This is a genomic window from Stenotrophomonas oahuensis (assembly GCF_031834595.1).
GTDB classification, from domain to species: domain Bacteria; phylum Pseudomonadota; class Gammaproteobacteria; order Xanthomonadales; family Xanthomonadaceae; genus Stenotrophomonas; species Stenotrophomonas oahuensis.
In genome coordinates, this window is the sequence record NZ_CP115541.1 from 957,163 (window position 1) to 974,852 (window position 17,690).

Here is a 17,690-nt window from a genome sequence, read left to right on the forward strand (position 1 = left end):
CGGCATGCTCAAAGCTCCTCAACGACAACGTTGCGGTTGGTGTAGATGCAGATGTCGCCCGCGATATTGATCGCCTCGCTGGCAATCGTGCGTGCGTCCAGTTCGGTATGCGCCATCAGCGCACGTGCAGCCGACAACGCGTACGAACCGCCGGAGCCGATCGCGATGATGCCGTCTTCCGGCTCGATCACATCGCCGGTGCCGCTGATGATCAGCGAGGTTTCCTTGTCGGCCACGGCCAGCAGCGCCTCGAGCTTGCCGAGGCGGCGCTCGGTGCGCCAGTCCTTGGCCAGCTCCACCGCCGCGCGGGTCAGCTGACCATGCTTCTCCAGCTTGGCTTCAAACAACTCGAACAGGGTGAAGGCGTCGGCGGCAGCGCCGGCGAAACCTGCCAGCACCTGGCCGTCACGGCCGAGGCGGCGCACCTTGCGCGCGTTGCTCTTCATCACGGTGTGGCCCAGCGTGACCTGGCCGTCGCCGGCAATGGCCACGTGCTCGCCGCGACGGACGCAGACGATGGTGGTGGCGTGGAATACGGTGGGGTTCTGACTGGGGTCCATGGAGCCTCCGGGGTGACAAAGACTGAGGTGGGGTCGTTGCCGGGGGCTTCAAGCGGTCGGTTCAGCTTTCGTTGCCACCGCTGCGCCGCTTGGCGCGGGGATGAGCGGCGTCGTACACCTTGGCCAGGTGCTGGAAATCCAGATGGGTGTAGATCTGGGTGGTGGCGATGTCGGCATGCCCCAGCAGTTCCTGCACGCCGCGCAGATCGCCTGACGATTCCAGGATATGGCTGGCAAAACTGTGCCGCAGCATGTGCGGGTGGACATGTTTGAACAGGCCTTGGCGCTGGGCCAGTTGGCGGATGCGGATCTGCACCGCACGCTGGGTGATCGGACCGCCCTTGCGCCCCGGGAACACCGGCTGCGCCTCGCCTGCCCCGCTCTCCGCGCGCCAGCCCAGCAGCGCCTCGCGCGCGTGACGGCCGAACGGCACCCGGCGCTGGCGGTTGCCCTTGCCGAGTACATTGACCAGACCGGTGGCGAAATCGAGGTCGCGCCACACCAGCGCGCACAATTCACTCAGTCGCAGGCCGGAGGAATAAAACAGCTCCAGCAGCGCGCGATCACGCAGCCCCAATGGCGCATCGGTGGGTAGTTCCACCAGCTGCACGGCTTCATCAGCGTCGAGCACCTGCGGCAGCTTGCGCGGAGCCTTGGGGGCCTTCAGCGTGGCCGCCGGGCTGACGTCAATGCGGTGGTGCTTGAGCAGCCAGGCATAGAAACTGCGGCAGGCCGACAACCGCCGCTGCAGCGACTTCGGGGCCAGCCCGCGTCGATGCTCTGCCGCTATGAACTGGCGCAGATGCTCGGCGTCCAGGCCCTCGGGCTGTGAACCCTGCGCGTCCGCCCACCCACCCAGGGCGTCCAGATCGCGGCGGTAGGCATCCAGGGTGTGCGCCGAGGCACGGCGCTCCACCTGCAGATGCCCCAGGAACTCCTGCACCGCGCCCATGACGGCTGCTCCGCGACGATCAGGCCGGGTCGAAGCGCGACAGCGCCACGGCCAGCGCCTCGCCCATCATGCGCAGGAACAGCGTGCCCATGCCGGGATAGAAGCGATTGCCGTCATGGCTACCGACCGCGATCAGGCCGATGCCCGGCAGCGGCAGCAACGCGCTGGACTGCACTTCGTCCACGCGTTCGCCATACAGCACCGCGTTCTTTTCCGGATGCAGGCGGCCGCAGATCGGTTCGCCATCCTTGAGGCAGTCGCGGAATGCCGCCAGTTTCGGGCTGTCTTCCGCCAGCACCTGCAGCCACGGAGCCTGCTCCAGGCCCTCCACCGGGCGCAGCACCACCAGTCGCACCAGATCGCCTGCGAAATCTTCTTCCAGCGATGCGGCCATCGCCCGCAGCGTGTCAGCCGCCGTCCGCTGCTTCATCAGGGCGAGGGTCAATTGATGGGTGCGCACCGCCAGCCGCTCGTTGATCTGCGCATTGGCAGCAAGGTCGGCAAGCCGCCGCGACAGCTCGCGGTTCTTGTCGCGCAGCACTTCCAGCTGGTAGCTGGCCAGCGACGCGGTAGGGCCGTCGTCACGCGGCACCACCAGGGTCAGCGACAGGTCGGGAAACTGCTTGAGGAACGTCGGGTGCCGGCGCAGCCAGGAGGCCACTTCATGCGCACCGATCTTCTCGGCGGTGTCACTCATGCGATCCACTCCCCTTCAAAGACGAATGCAGCCGGACCGGACATCACCACAGGGGCGTCGTCAGCGGGCCAGCGCAGGCGCAGGTCACCGCCGGGCAGCGACATCACCGCATCGCGCTGCAGACGGCCGCGCTGCATCATCACCACCGCCGCAGCGCAGGCACCGCTGCCACAGGCCAGGGTCTCGCCTACGCCTCGCTCATACACGCGCAGACGGGCATGCTGCGGGTCCAGCACCTGCACGAAGCCCACGTTGACCGACTGCGGGAAGCTGGCATGCTGCTGCAGCAGCGGCCCGAGCCGTTCGACCGGAGCGGCGTCTACCAGGCCGACCTCGACCACCGCGTGCGGGTTGCCCATCGAGACCGCGCCGAAACGCACCTGATCGCCCTGCAGCGGCAGCAGGTATTCCTCGCGCGCACGGGCGAAGCCGAGCAGCGGCACCTGGGCCGGCTCAAAGCGCGGCACGCCCATGGCCACCGCGTACTGGTCATCGCCAATGCGCTCGATGGCGTGGGTGGTCAGCGGGCTGTCAATGTTGAAGGTACTGCCTTCGGCGGCACCGTCGCGGACCAGCCACGCCGCGATGCAGCGCGCGCCGTTGCCGCACTGTTCGGACTGCGAACCGTCCGAATTCCAGATGCGGTAAGCGGCCACCGAACCGGCTTCACGCGGCGGTTCAATGGTCAGAATCTGGTCGCAGCCAACGCCGGTGTGGCGGTTGGCCAGCTGAGCGGCCAGCGCCGGAGTCGGCGCGGGGGTGCCATCGCGCAGGTCCAGCACGACGAAATCGTTGCCGGCACCGTGCATCTTGGTGAAGCGCAGGGCGGAGGACGCGGACTTACTCATTGCCGTCATCGTCATCCAGCTGCGGTTCGACCGGGTCCGGTACCACCGGCGGGTCCTGGGTGGCGTCGGTGTCGGCTGGCACGGCTTCTTCGGTCGGATCGACCGCCTGCTCTTCCACCGGTACCGGCTTCTGCGGCATGACCAGCGGGCCCTTGTTGCCGCAGGCCGAAAGGGACAGCAGCGCAAGCGCTGCCAGCGGGATCAGGACGATTCTGCGATGGGGGATGCTCATGCCCCCGAGTATAACGAGGGGCCGCCGAACCGGTGTGCCGATTGCATGAACGGGCGGTGCCGGCCAGCGGCCGGCACTACCGTCGTCAGTCGGCCGCGGGCGCGGTCACGCCCAGCTGGTCCAGCACAAAGGCATATGACTCGGCCAGCTCGTGATAGCGCTGGAAGCGCCCGGACTTGCCACCATGCCCCGCCTCCATGTTGGTGCGGAACACGATGGGGTGACTGCCGGTGTTGTCGTCACGCAGCCTGGCCACCCACTTGGCCGGTTCCCAATACTGCACCTGCGAATCCCACAGCCCGGTGCCGATGAACATGGCCGGGTATGCCTGGCGGCTGACGTTGTCGTAGGGCGAGTACTTCAGCATGTAGTCGTAGTATTCGCGCTGCTCCGGGTTGCCCCACTCGTCGTACTCGTTGGTGGTGAGCGGAATGCTGGCGTCAAGCATGGTGGTGACCACGTCCACGAACGGCACCTGCGCCACCATCACCCGATAGTCCTGCGCGGCCTGGTTGGCCACCGCACCCATCAGCAGGCCGCCGGCGCTGCCGCCGGAGGCAGCGACACGATCGTTGGCCGCATATCCCTGGCGGACCAGTTCACGGGTGACATCGACAAAGTCGTTGAAGGTGTTCTGCTTGTGCAGCAGCTTGCCGTTCTCGTACCACGCGCGGCCCATCTCCTCACCGCCGCGGATGTGCGCGATGGCGTACACGACGCCGCGGTCAAGCAGGCTGACCACGCTGGAGCTGAAGCCCGGGTCCATCGACATGCCATAGCTGCCGTAGGCGTACTGGTACAGCGCAGCGGTGCCGTCTTTCTTGAAGCCGTTCCGGTAAACGAGCGACACCGGCACCTTGGCACCGTCACGCGCGGTCACCCAGACGCGTTCGGTGGTGTACTGCGACGGGTCGTAGCCCAGCACCGGCTGCTGCTTGAGCTGGCGACGCTCACCGGTGGCGGTGTTGAGCTCGTAGGTGGTGGTGGGCGTGGTCATCGAATCGTAGGCGTAACGCAGCCACACGCTGTCCGGTTCCGGATTGGCAGCGATGCCCATGGAGTACGCCGGCTCGTCGGCCTTCACGTACTCCTGGCGGCCGTCGGCGAACAACAGTTTGATGCGCTCCAGTCCGTTGGAGCGTTCGGCAATGGCGCTGAAGGTGTCGAACAGCTCGAAGCCCTCCACCAGCACGCTGTCGTCGTGCGCCACCCAGTCGGTCCACTGGCTGCGGGCAGTACTGTCGGTCGGCGCGGTGACGACCTTGAAGTTCTTCGCGCCGGCATCATTGGTGCGGATCACCCAGCGGCCACCGAAATGATCGGCGCTGTATTCCACGTCGCGTGCGCGCGGTGCCAGCACCTTGAAGGTCTGCGGGTCGGCAGCGGGGGCGAAGCGGGTTTCCGAGCTGACCGTGCTGTCCAGTTCGATGGTCAGGAAGCGGTCGTCGCGGGTGCGGCCGATGCCCATGTAGAAGCTGTCGTCTTTTTCTTCGTACACCAGCACGTCGCTGCTGGTCGGCGTACCGAGCACGTGCTTCTTCACCCGCACGGTGAGCAGGGTTTCCGGGTCGTTCTCCACGTAGAACAGGGTGCGGTTGTCATCGGCCCAGACCACGTTGGGGGACACATTCTCGATCCGGTCCGGCAGTACCTCGCCGGTACGCAGGTCCTTGAAGCGGATCACGTACTGGCGGCGGCCGACGTCATCTTCGGCCCAGGCCAGCAGGTGGTTGTCCTGGCTGACGTCGGCGTCGCCGACATTGAAGTAGTTCTTGCCTTCAGCCATCTGGTTGACGTCCAGCAGGATCTCTTCCGGTGCGTCCATGCTGCCCTTGCGGCGCGCCTGGATGGGATAGTCCTTGCCGGTCTCGAAACGCGTGTAGTACCAGTAGCCGCGATCACGCGCCGGCACGCTGGAATCATCCTGCTTGATGCGCGCGACGATTTCCTTGTACAGCGTGTCTTCCATCGGCTTGAGCGGTGCCATCACCTGGTCGGTGTAGGCGTTTTCCGCATTCAGATAGGCCAGCATCGCCTTGTCTTCGCGCTTGTCGTCACGCAGCCAGTAGTAGTCATCGCTGCGGGTCGCCCCGAAGGGGGCCTTCACCGTATGCGGGCGCTTCTCGGCGTCAGGTGGGGTCAGCACGGGGGCAGCGTTCGCGGTGGAGGTCATCAGACTGGCTACCAGTAAGCAGAGGGCAGGTTTCACAAGATTGGGTCCTTTCGGGTGATTGCAATGGCATCCCTGTCCCCTGAGTGTGGTTGCACGGACAGCGCGGGGCAAGCCGTGGGCGACGGCATGCGCCTATCATCAGCGGCATGAGCACCTCTTTGCCTCCGGCAGGCTACAGCCGACGCAGCCACGACATCGCGCCGTTCCACGTCATGTCCCTGCTGGCCCGCGCGCAGGCGCTGGAACAGGCCGGCCACGATGTGATCCATCTGGAAATTGGCGAACCGGACTTCACCACCGCTGACCCGATCGTGCGCGCCGGCCAGGCCGCACTGGCCGCCGGGCACACCCGATACACCGCCGCGCGCGGCCTGCCGGCATTGCGCGCAGCCATCGCCGGTTTCTACCGCCAACGCTACAACGTGGACCTGGACCCGGAACGTGTGCTGGTCACGCCCGGCGGCTCCGGCGCACTGCTGCTGGCCAGCAGCCTGCTGGTGGACCCCGACCGGCACTGGCTGCTGGCCGACCCGGGCTACCCATGCAACCGGCATTTCCTGCGTCTGGTGGAAGGTGCGGCGCAGCTGGTGCCAGTGGGCCCGCAGACCGCCTATCAGTTGACCCCGGAGCTGGTCGAAACGCACTGGAACGCGGCCAGCGTCGGCGCACTGGTGGCATCGCCGGCCAACCCGACCGGCACCGTGCTCGATGCCGGGCAGCTGGCCGGGCTGTCGCAGGCGTTGAAGGCACGCGCCGGGCATCTGGTGGTGGATGAGATCTATCACGGGCTTACCTACGGCATGGACGCACCGAGCGTGCTGCAGGTGGACGACGACGCCTTCGTGCTGAATAGTTTCTCCAAGTATTTCGGCATGACCGGCTGGCGGCTGGGCTGGCTGGTGGCTCCGCCGAAGGCGGTGCCGGAACTGGAGAAGCTGGCGCAGAATCTTTATATCAGCGCGTCCAGCATCGCCCAGCATGCGGCCCTTGCCTGCTTCGAGCCGGAAACGATGGTGATCTTCGAGCAGCGCCGGCATGCCTTCCAGGCGCGGCGCGATTACCTGCTGCCGGCGTTGCGGGAGCTGGGCTTCCGCATCGAAGTCGAGCCGCAGGGCGCGTTCTATCTGTACTGCGACGTCAGTGCGTTCACGGACGACGCGCAGGCGTTCTGTGCGCACTTCCTGGAAACCGAGCACGTGGCGTTTACGCCAGGGCTGGATTTCGGGCATTACCGCGCGAACCAGCATGTGCGGTTGGCGTACACGCAGGAGATTCCGCGGCTGCAGGAAGCGGTGACGCGTATTCGACGTGGTTTGGAGCGTTGGGTGCGCTGAGCGGACAAAAAAACGCCGCGCATCGCTGCGCGGCGTTCAAAATGGGGTGGAGCCAACGAAACGCCCCACCACCCGGAGATGTCCACCGACCAACGGTCGGTGGCTACCCGCCGGTAGGTGCCAACCGTTGGTTGGCACGCGGGTTTATTTCAGACGTTCCCACAGGAAGCTGTATGCCAGCGCCGACATGTGCGCGGCCTGCGCGTTGTTCGCCGCACCACCGTGACCGCCCTCGATGTTCTCGTAGTAGGTCACGTCCTTGTTCGCCTCGATCATCTTCGCCGCCATCTTGCGGGCATGGCCCGGGTGGACGCGGTCGTCACGGGTCGAGGTGGTGAACAGCACCGGCGGGTACGACTTCTTCGGGTCAAACAGGTGATACGGCGAGAAGGTCTGGATGTAGGACCAGTCCGCCGTGTCCGGGTTCCCGTACTCGGCCATCCACGAGGCACCGGCCAGCAGGTGGCTGTAGCGCTTCATGTCCAGCAGCGGCACCTGGATCACCACCGCGCCAAACAGTTCCGGGTACTGGGTGAGCATGTTGCCGGTGAGCAGGCCACCGTTGCTGCCACCCTGCACGCCCAGGTGCTTCGGCGAGGTGATCTTGCGCGTGACCAGGTCACGGGCGACCGCGGCCATGTCTTCGTACGCCTTGTGGCGGTTCTGCTTCAGCGCCGCCTGGTGCCAGCGCGGGCCGTACTCGCCGCCGCCACGGATGTTGGCGACGACGTATACACCGCCCTTTTCCAGCCAGGCCCGGCCCATGCCGCCGGAGTACGACGGGGTCAGCGAGATCTCAAAGCCGCCGTAGCCGTACAGCAGGGTCGGGTTGGAGCCGTCCAGCTTCATGTCCTTGGCATGCACCACGAAGTACGGCACGCGGGTGCCGTCCTTGCTGGTGGCGAAGTGCTGCTCGATCACCTTGCCCTCGGCATCGAAGAACGCCGGCATGGTCTTGAGCACTTCCGGCTGCTTGCCGATGTCGGCCAGCGCCAGCGTGGTCGGGGTCAGGTAGTCGGTGACGGTCATCCACACCGCATCGCTTTCGTCAGCGTCGACCGCACCCACGGCCACGGTGCCAAACGACGGCGCGCCCACGAAATCGCTCTTCTCCCAGCCGGTGGCGGTTGGGGTGAGCACCTGCAGGCGGCTCTTGACGTCGTCCAGCACGTTCAGCACCAGGTGGTTCTTGGTCCAGCTTGAACCGGCCAGCGAGGTGGTGTCGGTCGGGGCAAACAGGACCTCAAAGTCGCGCTTGCCGGCAATGAAGTCGTCCAGCTTGGTGATCAGCAGCGAACCGGCGGTGTAGGTCTTGCCCCCCACGGTCCACGGCTCGCGCAGCTCCAGGGTGAGCCACTGCTTGCGCAGGCCCTTTTCCGCCGAGTTCGGCGCGTCGATCTTGGTGAGCTTGCCGTCGTCACCACGCAGGAACAGCTCGTTGTTGTAGAAGGCCAGGGTGCGGCTGACCAGGTTGCGCTCAAAGCCCGGCGTGTCGTCATGCAGGGCGGCGATGTACATGTCGTCGGCCTTGCCTTCGTACACCACGCTGGCGCTGCTCATCGGCGTGCCGCGCTTCCACAGCTTGGCCACGCGGGGGTAGCCGGAGGTGGTCATGCTGCCGTCGCCGAAATCGGTGTAGACGAACACCGTGTCGCGATCGATCCAGCCCAGCCCGCCCTTGGATTCGGGACGGAAGAAGCCGTCCTTGATCCAGGTCTTGCTGGTCAGGTCGAACTCGCGGGTGACGTCGGCATCGGCCCCGCCGCGCGACAGCGCGATCAGGCAGCGGCTGTAGTCCGGACGCAGGCACTCAGCGCCGTGCCACACCCAGTTTTCGTTCTCGGCCTTGTTCAGCGCGTCCAGGTCCAGCACGGTTTCCCACTTCGGGGCCGGCTTGCGGTACTCGTCCAGCGTGGTGCGCCGCCACAGGCCGCGCTCATGCTGCTTGTCCTTCCAGAAGTTGTAGTAGTAGTCGCCGATCTTCTGCACGCCCGGAATCTTGGCGTCCGAATCGAGCACCTCGCGGATGCTGGCTTCCATCTGCTTGAACGCCGGGGTCTGGGCCAGCCGCCCTTCGGACTTGGCGTTCTGCTGCTTCACCCAGTCCAGTGACTTCTCGCCAGTGACGTCTTCCAGCCAGGCGTACGGGTCGGCGGGGGATTCAGCGGCCATGGCGGCTCCTGCCGCACCAGCGGACATCAGACCTGCCACCAGGCAGGCGGAAGCGAATCGGGACATTGCGGCTCCAGGCGGTCATATCCCCCGACGCTATCACACCGCCTGCCCGGCTCCCCCCTGTCGAAGGTCAGGGCGGGTCCGTCGCACCCGCGCACTGCTGCGACGGCGGGCCTGGGGGCCGCGGCGGCGCGTGTGCTGCCGGGCCAGCAGCGCGGCCGGCAGGCGGAACCGGTACAAGGCCCACCAGGCCAGAAGCGGCATGCCGACCAGCCACATCGGCAGCCAGCCCAACCACTGGCTGTAGCCGCGCGCGGCCGGCCACACCAGCACCAGCGCCAGCCCGGCCAGCGCGACCTGCTGGACTGCCCGCAGGACCTGGGGGTGCGGTGCGTCGAGAAGACGCGGGGAAGCAGGTGAACGCGGGGAACGACGCGAAGAAGACAGGGACATGACACAGCTCCGTGCGAAAGTGATGCGTCACCTTGCCCTGCCCCGATCTCACAGACTGCGACCTTTTTGCGCAATCGGCCACATTGATGCAACAACCGCCATTGACGTTCTTCGCTGTCTTACCCACCATGCCCCTGCACGCCTCTGGAGCCCGCCACCGCATGTCCTCGAACCGCCCGCTTCGCGCTGTCCTGCTGATCTCGCTGGTGTCGCTGTTGTCCGCCTGCGCGTTCGGCGACGCCAAGCCGACGCCGCCGGCGGAGGTCGCCACCACCGGGCCCGGTGCGCCGATCGACCTGCAGCGCTTCATGGGTACGTGGTATGTGATCGGGCGGGTGCCTAACCCGGTCGAGCGCGGTCATGTGGCCAGCGTCAACGAATACTCACTGCGCGGCGACCAGAAGGTCTCGATCACCTACCGCTATCGCGACGGCTTCTCGCAGCCACTGCAGGAACTGACCGTGCGCGCCTCGGTAGATGAGAAGAGCGGCAACCATAACTGGCGGACCTGGTTCTACAAGGTGGTGCCGACTCACACCCGCGTGCTTGAAGTGGCCCCGGACTACTCCTGGGCGATGCTCGGCTACCCCGGCCGCGAGATGGCCTGGATCTTCGCCCGCCAGCCAGACATGGACAAAGAGCTTTACAAGGAACTGGCCACCCGCCTGCGTGACCAGTACGGGGTCAACACCGACAAGCTCAAGCGCGTGCCGCAGCACAAGGAACAGGTGGACCGGCTGGGCTTCGAGGTTCCGAACGTCCGTTGAGGGGTCAAGCCGCCACGCGCGGCTGTACGCGGCTTTCGATTTCGGACCAGGTGGCCAGCGTCTTCAGGTCGTACTCGGCCTGCAGCGCCAGCCAGGACGCCGCGTCACCGCCAAAATGACGCGCAAGGCGGGCCGCCGTATCGGCGGTGATGCCCCGGGTCTCATGCACGATGGCGTGCAGACGCGTGGCGGGCACATCCAGCGCCCTTGCCAGCGCATTGATGCTCAACTCCAGCGGCAGCAGGAACTCTTCCCGCAGCACCTCGCCCGGATGAATGGCCCGTAGCTTGTTGGTAGGACGGCTCATGGTGGGCACCTCAGTGGCAGTCAACGATCTCGACATCGCAGGCACCGGCATCGGTCCATACGCAACACACCCGCCATTGCGCATTGATGCGGATGCTGTGCTGTCCGCGCCGGTTCCCTGCCAACGCCTCCAGCCGGTTTCCGGGCGGGCTTCGCAGAAAGTCCAGTGTCTGCGCCGAATCGAGCATCTGCAGCTTGCGCTCGGCCGCCGCACGGAAGTTGCGGAACGGCCGAGGGCATTGGCCTTCGAACAAGGATTGCGTACGGCGGCAGCGGAACGACTGGATCATTCCGAATAGCGTATTACGCAGAACGGAATATAACACGGACGGTGGTCACGGTACAGGCAATATCAATCGCCTATCCCGGTAGGGCCGGCCGCTGGCCGGCATATCCACAACAGCCACGCAGGGCGTGGCTCTACGGGTCACTTCCGGGTGTAACGCGTCACCAGCCAGTCGCCCAGCATCTGCAGCACCTGCACCAGCACCAGCAGCAGGACTACGGTGACCAGGGCCACGTCGGTGTGCGAACGCTGGTAGCCGTCGCGGAAGGCCAGGTCGCCCAGGCCGCCGGAGCCGATTGCACCGCCCATGGCGGTGAAGCCGATCAGGGCGATCACGGTCACCGTGGCACCCGCGATCAGACCGGGCCGGGCTTCGGGAAGCAGGACACGGGTCACCAGTTGCCAGGTCGTCGCACCCATCGCCTGGCTGGCCTCGATCACGCCGCGATCCACTTCACGCAGCGCGGTTTCAACCAGACGGGCGTAGAACGGTGCCGCACCGATCACCAGCGGCACAATCGCACCGCGCACGCCCAGCGAGGTGCCCATCATCCACAAGGTGATCGGAATCAGCACGATCATCAGGATGATGAAAGGCACCGAGCGCAGCAGGTTCACCACCAGCGCCAGGGCACCGTACAGCACCGGCTTGCGGTGCAGCTGCGGCGACCCGGTGAGGAACAGCAGCACGCCCAGCGGCAGGCCGATCAGCAGGGTCAACGGCAGCGAGCCGCCCAGCATCAGCAGGGTGTCGATCGTGGCCTGGCCGATGTCGCCCCACTTGGCGGCATCGAGGTGACGGAAGAAGCCGTCGGCAGCAGCAACAAGGTTCATCGGCGCAGCTCCTCCACGTGAACGCCCGCAGCCACGAAACCGGCCTGCGCGGCCTGCACGTCACCACCGACCAGCGACACCGTGAGCTGGCCGTAAGGGGTGTCCTTGATGCGGTCGATGCGCCCGGACAGGATGTTGTAGTCCACGCCAGTGTCGCGCGCGATGCGCCCCAGCAGCGGTTCGTAGGTGTCGCCGCCGAGGAAGGTCAGGCGCACGATGCGCCCGGCCACGGCTTCGAAGTCCTTGTGCAGCACGCCTTCGTCGATGTGTTCGGACTCGCTGACGAAACGCCGCGTGGTCGGGTGCTGCGGGTGCAGGAACACCTCGGTGACCGGACCGGTTTCCACCAGCGCGCCCGCGTCGAGCACGGCCACGCGGTCGCAGACGCGGCGGATCACGTCCATCTCATGGGTGATCAGCACGATGGTCAGGCCCAGCTCGCGGTTGATCTGACCCAGCAGGTTCAGCACCGACGCGGTGGTCTGCGGGTCCAGCGCGCTGGTGGCCTCGTCGCACAACAGGATCTGCGGGCGGGTGGCCAGAGCACGGGCGATGCCGACGCGCTGCTTCTGGCCGCCGCTCAGCTGCGCCGGGTACTTGTTGGCATGCGCTTCCAGGCCCACGGTGTGCAGCAGTTCGGCCACGCGGGCGTCGATCTCCGCGCGCGGGGTACCGGCCAGTTCCAGCGGGAAGGCCACGTTGGCCGCCACCGTGCACGAAGAAAGCAGATTGAAGTGCTGGAAGATCATGCCGATGCGCCGGCGCAGCGCGCGCAGCCCGTCGGCGTCGAGCGCGGTGACATCTTCGCCATTGATCAGCAGACGGCCGCCACTGGGTTCTTCCAGGCGGTTGATCAGGCGGATCAGGGTCGACTTGCCTGCCCCGGAATGGCCAATGATGCCGAACACCTCGCCGGCCTCGATGGTCAGGTCCAGCGGCTGCAGCGCGGCGATCGCGCGTCCGCCGACGGCATAGGATTTGTGCAGGCGCTGGAACTCGATCACGTGGCGATCAACCGGGCATCGATGGGAGGGGGCGTGCAGCCTACCAGCGCGGGACGGCCCTGGCCCGCGCGGCACGGAGGAATGATATTCCGTTTGCTTATAAGGTGACGTCTTCGTCCCGTCCGGCGGGGCCTATGGGTGGTCCAGCGGGGCCGGAGCAGCCACCTTGCGGACCCGCTCCCGGTGCAGCAGGTACAGCCCGGAGGCGACGATGATGGCCCCGCCCAGCCAGGTATAGCCATCGGGCAGCACGCCCCAGAACAGCACGTCCCAGCCGATCACCCAGACCAGCCCGGTGTACTCCAGCGGCGCGATCAACGAGGCTTCGCCCAGCTGGAAGGCCCGGGTCAGCGCCACCTGCCCGGCCGCGCCGGCCAGGCCCATGCCCGCGATCAGACCGGCGTGACCCCACTGCAGCGGCTGCCAGTCCGGGATCGCCAACAGGCCGGCCCCCAGCGCCAGCAGGGCCAGGAACCAGACCACCATCGACTGCGGGGTATCGGTGCGGGTCAGCATGCTGACCGTGATCGCGGCCACGGCGTAGGCGGTGGCCGCCAGCAGCACCATCAGCCCCGGTACGGAAATGAACCCGTCCACGCCCGGGCGCAGCACCACCAGCACCCCGACCAGACCGATGCCGATGGCCACCCAGCGACGCGGGCCGACGGTTTCACCCAGCAGCGGCACCGACAGTGCCGCAATCAGCAGCGGAGCCACGAAGTAAATGGTGTAGGCGGTGGACAGCGGCAGGCTGCGCAGCGCGAACACGAAGCAGCCGATCATGGTCATGCCAAGCAGGCCGCGCAGCAGGTGCAGGCCCCAGCGCACCGGAATGAGCGAGCGTGGGCCGGCCGTGGCCAGCACCCACACCAGCACGAACGGCAGCGAGGCAGCCCCGCGCAGGAAAGTGACCTGCAAGGTGGCGTAGCTGCCGGAGAGCTGCTTCATGCCGGCGTCCATCAGGGAAAAGCAGGCTACCGCGGCCAGCATCCAGAAGACGGCCCGGGTCGGGGATTTGAGCGTGTTCATGGCCCATTATCGCCGGCCTTGGCGGGCCGTCCATGCCCGGGCGGTTAGAATGACCGCTTCTTCTGCTGGAGTATGCCCATGCCGTCATTTGACGTCGTTTCCGAAGTCGACACCCACGAGCTGACCAATGCCGTCGACCAGGCCAACCGCGAGCTGTCCACCCGCTTCGACTTCAAGGGCGTGGACGCCAAGTTCGTACTGGAAGACAGCGTGATCAAGCAGAGCGCCCCCAGCGAGTTCCAGCTGGAGCAGATGACGGTGATCCTGCGTCAGCGCCTCACTGCCCGCAAGATCGATGCCGGCTGCCTGGAGTTCGGCGACATCCTCACCAACCTCGGCGGCGCGCGCCAGGACGTCACCGTCAAGCAGGGCATCGAACAGAAGATCGCCAAGAAGATCGCGGCCAAGCTGAAGGAAGCCAAGCTCAAGGTGGAAAGCCAGATCAACGGCGACAAGCTGCGCGTGACCGGCAAGAAGCGCGATGACCTGCAGGATGCGATCGCGCTGCTGAAGAAGGAAAACTTCGAGATCCCGCTGCAGTTCGACAATTTCCGTGATTGAGATGAACGACGCCTCCGATCCCATTGCCGACACCCGCAAGTGGCTGGAGAACATTGTGATCGGGCTGAACCTGTGCCCGTTCGCCAAGGCGGTGTACGTGAAGGAACAGGTGCGTTTCGTGCTCAGCGACGCCACCACGCCCGAAGCACTGCTGGAAGAGCTGGCCGAGGAGCTGGTACTGCTGCGCGACACCCCGGCCGAGCAGATCGACACCACGCTGATTGTGCATCCGGAGGTCCTGACCGACTTCCTGGACTACAACGACTTCCTGGATAACGCCGACGCGGCCATCGAGGCGCTGGACCTGCAGGGCATCCTGCAGGTGGCCAGCTTCCACCCGCAGTACCAATTTGCCGGTGTGGCAGCGGACGATGTGAGCAATTACACCAACCGCGCGCCCTACCCCACCCTGCATCTGCTGCGCGAGGACAGCGTGGAGCGTGCGGTGGCAGCGTTCCCGGACCCGGATGTGATCGTGGAGCGCAACATCGCCACGCTCGACAAGCTGGGCGTGGAGGGCTGGACCCGCCTGCTCGGCCGCAAGGACACCCCGCCATGCCACTGACCCCGTCCGTTGCCGACTGGCCTGCACAACCGCTGCGCGACCGCGTGGTGGTGGTCACCGGCGGCGCGCAGGGCGTGGGCCGTGGCATTGCGCAGGCCGTGCTGGGTGCAGGCGGCAGCGTGATGATTGCCGACCTGGATGCCGATGCCGGCAAGGCCTGCCTGAAGGAGTGGAACCTGCCCGAACGCGCCGCATTCCAGCGCGCGGACGTGGCCAGCGAGCGCAGCGTGCAGGCGTTGATCAAAGCGACGCTGAAGCGATTCGGTCGCATTGACGGCCTGGTCAACAACGCCGGGATCGCCAGCGCGCATGGCACGCCACTGGCCGGGATGAGCATGACCGAATGGCAGCGTCGCCTGTCCAGCCTGCACGGCGCGTTCCTGTGCAGCAAGCACGCCCTGCCCGCCTTGAACGCGCAGGGCGGTGCGATCATCAACATCGCTTCGACCCGCGCATGGCAGTCTGAAGCGAACAGTGAAGCCTATGCTGCCGCCAAAGGTGGGCTGGTGGCGTTCACGCACGCGCTGGCAATCAGTGCCGGGCCGAAGGTGCGGGTGAACAGTATCAGCCCCGGCTGGATCACCACCGATGCATGGCAGGCACCGTCACGCCGGCGTACGCCGAAGCTGTCGCGGCGTGATCATGCGCAGCATGCGGTGGGGCGGGTTGGGCAGCCGGAGGATATCGGTGCTTTGGCGGTGTTTCTGCTGTCGGACCTGGCGGGCTTCATCACCGGCCAGGACCATATCGTCGATGGCGGCATGAGCCGCACGATGATTTACGCCGATTGATCCAACCATGTATCGACCAACGGTCGATACCTACCATGCATTCCGGTAGGTACCGACCGTTGGTCGGTACCGTGCGATATCACCCGGCCATGCCGTTGTGACGCAGAAGTGCATCCACCGTCGGCGCACGCCCACGGAAGGCGGCAAAATTCTCCGCCGCGCTCCGGCTGCCACCGCGCGACAGCACCTCGTCGCGGAATCGCTTGCCGGTCTCTGCCACCTTGCCGGGCGCTTCCTCGAACGCAGCATAGGCATCGGCACTCAGCACTTCAGCCCACTTGTAGCTGTAATACCCCGCCGCATAACCGCCGGCGAAGATATGGCTGAACTGATGCGGGAAGCGATTCCATGCTGGCGGCCGGTTCACCGCCACCTCGTCACGCACGCGCTCCAGCAGCTGCAGCACGCTGTCCTGCGCGGGCGCATAGTCGCTATGCAGCTGCATGTCGAACAATGCGAATTCCAGCTGGCGCACGGTGAACATGCCGCTCTGGAAGTTGCGCGCGGCCAGCATGCGGTCAAACAGCGCGCGCGGCAGCGGTTCGCCGCTGTCCACGTGCGCGGTCATTGCCTGCACGCGGTCCCACTCCCAGCAGAAATTCTCCATGAACTGGCTGGGCAGCTCGACCGCATCCCATTCCACGCCATTGATGCCGGCCACACCCAGTTCGCCCACGCGGGTCAGCAGCTGGTGCAGGCCGTGGCCCATTTCATGGAACAGCGTGGTCACTTCATCGTGACTGAAGGTGGCCGGCTTGCCATCACTGCCACGCCCGAAGTTGCAGACCAGATACACCAGCGGGGTCTGCACGCCGTGCGCGGTGTCGCGGCGGTTGCGGCAGTCGTCCATCCAGGCCCCGCCACGCTTTCCTTCGCGTGAGTACAGATCCAGATAGAACTGACCAACCAGCCCGCCCTGCGCATCCACCACGCGATAGAAGCGCACGTCCGGATGCCACACCGGTGCCACGTCCGGCTGCACCTCCAGCCCGTACAGGCCGCAGATGACGCTGAACAACCCCTCCAGCACCTTGGGCTCGGTGAAGTACTGTTTCACTTCCTGAGCGGAATAGCTGTAGCGGGCCTGCTTCAGCTTTTCGCTGGCATAGGCCAGGTCCCAGGCCTCCAGCGTTTCCAACCCCAGTTCTTCACGGGCGAAGGCTTCCAGTTCCGCGCGGTCGCGTTGTGCATAGGGCTTGGCGCGCGCGGCCAGGTCGCGCAGGAAGGCCAGCACCTGGGCCGCGTCGTCGGCCATCTTGGTAGCAATGGAGTACTCGGCATAGTTGGCAAAGCCGAGCAGTGTTGCCAGCTCGGCGCGCAGCGCCAGCACGCGGTCGATGTTGCCGCTGTTGTCCAGTGCACTGTCGCCGAACTCGGAGGCACGCAGCGCGTTGGCGCGGTACAGCGCCTCACGCAGCGGGCGATGCGACGCATAGGTCTGCACCGGCAGGTAGCACGGCATCTGCAGGGTGAGCTTCCACCCGGCCTTGCCGTCCTTTTCCGCGCCCGCACGGGCCGCGGCCACCACGTCCTCCGGCAGGCCCGCCAGCTCGGCGGCGTCTTCGACGATCAGCGACCACGCATCGGTGGCATCCAGCACATTCTGTGAGAACTTCGCCGACAGCGCCGACAGTTCCTCGCGGATGGCGCTGTAACGGGCCTTGCCGGCGTCATCCAGTTCGGCACCGCCCAGACGGAAATCGCGCAGCGCGTTGTCCAGCACCTTGCGCTGGGCAACGTCGAATTGCGCGGCTTCGGCACTGGCCGCCAGCGCGCGGTACTGCTCGAACAGCTTCAGGTTCTGGCCCAGCGCGCTGCCGAAGCGGGTCACCTTGGGCAGATTGGCGTTATAGGCTTCACGCAGTTCCGGCGTATTCACCACGCCCTGCAGATGCCCCACCTGGCCCCAGGCCCGCCACAGGCGCTCGGTGGCATCGTCCAGCGGCACCACGAACGTCTCCCAGGTGACCGGGCTCACCGTTTCGGCCTGCTTCACTGCCGCTTCGGCCTGCTCCAGCAGGGCATCGATCGCCGGGCCAACGTGCGCGGGCTGGATGGCATCGAAACGCGGCAGGCCCGAGAAGTCGAGCAGCGGATTGGCAGGGGTCACAGGGCATCTCCAG

General features: G+C 66.1%; 19 protein-coding genes. 5 read left to right on the forward strand and 14 right to left on the reverse strand.

The genetic code is table 11. From position 1 onward, the window contains the following. Nucleotides 1-8: 8 nt before the first annotated feature. The 6 genes from hslV to PDM29_RS04210 form a co-directional block, all read right to left on the reverse strand. Nucleotides 9-560, reverse strand: coding sequence for an ATP-dependent protease subunit HslV (gene hslV, locus PDM29_RS04185; protein WP_311192634.1), 552 nt, complete (start codon nt 558-560; stop codon nt 9-11). A gap of 61 nt (nt 561-621) precedes the next feature. Next, nucleotides 622-1,512 (reverse strand): tyrosine recombinase XerC, encoded by an 891-nt coding sequence (gene xerC, locus PDM29_RS04190; protein ID WP_311192635.1) that lies wholly within the window; start codon nt 1,510-1,512, stop codon nt 622-624. A gap of 19 nt (nt 1,513-1,531) precedes the next feature. Then, nucleotides 1,532-2,209, reverse strand: coding sequence for a DUF484 family protein (locus PDM29_RS04195; protein WP_311192636.1), 678 nt, complete (start codon nt 2,207-2,209; stop codon nt 1,532-1,534). Then, entirely contained in the window at nt 2,206-3,057 is an 852-nt protein-coding gene (gene dapF, locus PDM29_RS04200; protein ID WP_311192637.1) for a diaminopimelate epimerase, read from the reverse strand. The genes PDM29_RS04195 and dapF overlap by 4 nt, the downstream gene beginning before the upstream one ends. Beyond that, nucleotides 3,050-3,289 carry an LPS translocon maturation chaperone LptM gene (gene lptM, locus PDM29_RS04205; RefSeq protein ID WP_311192638.1) on the reverse strand — a complete coding sequence of 80 codons (240 nt, stop codon included), beginning with the start codon at nt 3,287-3,289 and terminating at the stop codon, nt 3,050-3,052. Before lptM ends, dapF begins: the two co-directional genes overlap by 8 nt. Nucleotides 3,290-3,374: 85 nt before the next feature. Continuing rightward, nucleotides 3,375-5,498 (reverse strand): S9 family peptidase, encoded by a 2,124-nt coding sequence (locus PDM29_RS04210; RefSeq protein ID WP_311192639.1) that lies wholly within the window; start codon nt 5,496-5,498, stop codon nt 3,375-3,377. A 110-nt stretch (nt 5,499-5,608) separates the two neighbouring features. Between PDM29_RS04210 and PDM29_RS04215 the strand changes: the two genes are divergently transcribed. Next, nucleotides 5,609-6,796: a pyridoxal phosphate-dependent aminotransferase gene (locus PDM29_RS04215; RefSeq protein WP_311192640.1), complete on the forward strand. Its 1,188-nt coding sequence runs from the start codon at nt 5,609-5,611 to the stop codon at nt 6,794-6,796. Nucleotides 6,797-6,940: 144 nt separating this feature from the next. Here the strand turns inward: PDM29_RS04215 and PDM29_RS04220 are convergent, their stop codons facing one another. Further along, complete coding sequence (locus PDM29_RS04220; protein ID WP_311192641.1) at nt 6,941-9,034, reverse strand: prolyl oligopeptidase family serine peptidase; 2,094 nt, start codon at nt 9,032-9,034, stop codon at nt 6,941-6,943. A gap of 33 nt (nt 9,035-9,067) precedes the next feature. Continuing rightward, nucleotides 9,068-9,424, reverse strand: coding sequence for a hypothetical protein (locus PDM29_RS04225; RefSeq protein ID WP_311192642.1), 357 nt, complete (start codon nt 9,422-9,424; stop codon nt 9,068-9,070). Between the two features lie 161 nt (nt 9,425-9,585). Here PDM29_RS04225 and PDM29_RS04230 point away from each other — a divergent pair, with 161 nt between their 5' ends. Continuing rightward, on the forward strand, nt 9,586-10,191 hold the full coding sequence (locus PDM29_RS04230) for a lipocalin family protein (protein ID WP_311192643.1): 606 nt from the start codon (nt 9,586-9,588) through the stop codon (nt 10,189-10,191). Nucleotides 10,192-10,195: 4 nt separating this feature from the next. Here PDM29_RS04230 and PDM29_RS04235 read toward each other — a convergent pair whose 3' ends face one another. The 5 genes from PDM29_RS04235 to PDM29_RS04255 all read right to left on the reverse strand — a co-directional run bounded on the left by PDM29_RS04235 (nt 10,196) and on the right by PDM29_RS04255 (nt 13,650). Beyond that, on the reverse strand, nt 10,196-10,498 hold the full coding sequence (locus PDM29_RS04235; RefSeq protein WP_311192644.1) for a HigA family addiction module antitoxin: 303 nt from the start codon (nt 10,496-10,498) through the stop codon (nt 10,196-10,198). Nucleotides 10,499-10,508: 10 nt separating this feature from the next. Beyond that, entirely contained in the window at nt 10,509-10,787 is a 279-nt protein-coding gene (locus tag PDM29_RS04240; protein ID WP_311192645.1) for a type II toxin-antitoxin system RelE/ParE family toxin, read from the reverse strand. A 137-nt stretch (nt 10,788-10,924) separates the two neighbouring features. After that, complete coding sequence (locus PDM29_RS04245) at nt 10,925-11,617, reverse strand: methionine ABC transporter permease (protein ID WP_311192646.1); 693 nt, start codon at nt 11,615-11,617, stop codon at nt 10,925-10,927. After that, nucleotides 11,614-12,621 carry a methionine ABC transporter ATP-binding protein gene (locus tag PDM29_RS04250; protein ID WP_311192647.1) on the reverse strand — a complete coding sequence of 336 codons (1,008 nt, stop codon included), beginning with the start codon at nt 12,619-12,621 and terminating at the stop codon, nt 11,614-11,616. Before PDM29_RS04250 ends, PDM29_RS04245 begins: the two co-directional genes overlap by 4 nt. A gap of 132 nt (nt 12,622-12,753) precedes the next feature. Further along, entirely contained in the window at nt 12,754-13,650 is an 897-nt protein-coding gene (locus PDM29_RS04255; protein ID WP_311192648.1) for a DMT family transporter, read from the reverse strand. Between the two features lie 78 nt (nt 13,651-13,728). Here PDM29_RS04255 and PDM29_RS04260 point away from each other — a divergent pair, with 78 nt between their 5' ends. From PDM29_RS04260 to PDM29_RS04270, 3 genes are read left to right on the forward strand one after another with little or no spacing between them, the layout of a single operon-like run. After that, complete coding sequence (locus PDM29_RS04260; RefSeq protein WP_125360636.1) at nt 13,729-14,211, forward strand: YajQ family cyclic di-GMP-binding protein; 483 nt, start codon at nt 13,729-13,731, stop codon at nt 14,209-14,211. A 1-nt stretch (nt 14,212) separates the two neighbouring features. Further along, nucleotides 14,213-14,776: a DUF1415 domain-containing protein gene (locus tag PDM29_RS04265; protein WP_311192649.1), complete on the forward strand. Its 564-nt coding sequence runs from the start codon at nt 14,213-14,215 to the stop codon at nt 14,774-14,776. After that, complete coding sequence (locus PDM29_RS04270; RefSeq protein WP_311192650.1) at nt 14,767-15,567, forward strand: SDR family oxidoreductase; 801 nt, start codon at nt 14,767-14,769, stop codon at nt 15,565-15,567. The genes PDM29_RS04265 and PDM29_RS04270 overlap by 10 nt, the downstream gene beginning before the upstream one ends. 79 nt (nt 15,568-15,646) lie before the next feature. Here the strand turns inward: PDM29_RS04270 and PDM29_RS04275 are convergent, their stop codons facing one another. After that, nucleotides 15,647-17,677 (reverse strand): M3 family metallopeptidase, encoded by a 2,031-nt coding sequence (locus PDM29_RS04275; RefSeq protein WP_311192651.1) that lies wholly within the window; start codon nt 17,675-17,677, stop codon nt 15,647-15,649. Nucleotides 17,678-17,690: the final 13 nt, after the last annotated feature.

Excerpts from the sequence above, each read along its gene's own strand:
- PDM29_RS04270 (WP_311192650.1), top strand. The coding sequence starts at position 14,767 with ATGCCACTGACCCCGTCCGTTGCCGACTGGCCTGCACAACCGCTGCGC.
- PDM29_RS04245 (WP_311192646.1), bottom strand. The coding sequence starts at position 11,617 with ATGAACCTTGTTGCTGCTGCCGACGGCTTCTTCCGTCACCTCGATGCC.
- lptM (WP_311192638.1), bottom strand. The coding sequence starts at position 3,289 with ATGAGCATCCCCCATCGCAGAATCGTCCTGATCCCGCTGGCAGCGCTT.
- PDM29_RS04230 (WP_311192643.1), top strand. The coding sequence starts at position 9,586 with ATGTCCTCGAACCGCCCGCTTCGCGCTGTCCTGCTGATCTCGCTGGTG.
- PDM29_RS04260 (WP_125360636.1), top strand. The coding sequence starts at position 13,729 with ATGCCGTCATTTGACGTCGTTTCCGAAGTCGACACCCACGAGCTGACC.
- PDM29_RS04220 (WP_311192641.1), bottom strand. The coding sequence starts at position 9,034 with ATGTCCCGATTCGCTTCCGCCTGCCTGGTGGCAGGTCTGATGTCCGCT.
- xerC (WP_311192635.1), bottom strand. The coding sequence starts at position 1,512 with ATGGGCGCGGTGCAGGAGTTCCTGGGGCATCTGCAGGTGGAGCGCCGT.
- dapF (WP_311192637.1), bottom strand. The coding sequence starts at position 3,057 with ATGAGTAAGTCCGCGTCCTCCGCCCTGCGCTTCACCAAGATGCACGGT.
- PDM29_RS04215 (WP_311192640.1), top strand. The coding sequence starts at position 5,609 with ATGAGCACCTCTTTGCCTCCGGCAGGCTACAGCCGACGCAGCCACGAC.
- PDM29_RS04225 (WP_311192642.1), bottom strand. The coding sequence starts at position 9,424 with ATGTCCCTGTCTTCTTCGCGTCGTTCCCCGCGTTCACCTGCTTCCCCG.
- PDM29_RS04255 (WP_311192648.1), bottom strand. The coding sequence starts at position 13,650 with ATGAACACGCTCAAATCCCCGACCCGGGCCGTCTTCTGGATGCTGGCC.
- PDM29_RS04195 (WP_311192636.1), bottom strand. The coding sequence starts at position 2,209 with ATGAGTGACACCGCCGAGAAGATCGGTGCGCATGAAGTGGCCTCCTGG.
- PDM29_RS04240 (WP_311192645.1), bottom strand. The coding sequence starts at position 10,787 with ATGATCCAGTCGTTCCGCTGCCGCCGTACGCAATCCTTGTTCGAAGGC.
- PDM29_RS04235 (WP_311192644.1), bottom strand. The coding sequence starts at position 10,498 with ATGAGCCGTCCTACCAACAAGCTACGGGCCATTCATCCGGGCGAGGTG.
- hslV (WP_311192634.1), bottom strand. The coding sequence starts at position 560 with ATGGACCCCAGTCAGAACCCCACCGTATTCCACGCCACCACCATCGTC.
- PDM29_RS04265 (WP_311192649.1), top strand. The coding sequence starts at position 14,213 with ATGAACGACGCCTCCGATCCCATTGCCGACACCCGCAAGTGGCTGGAG.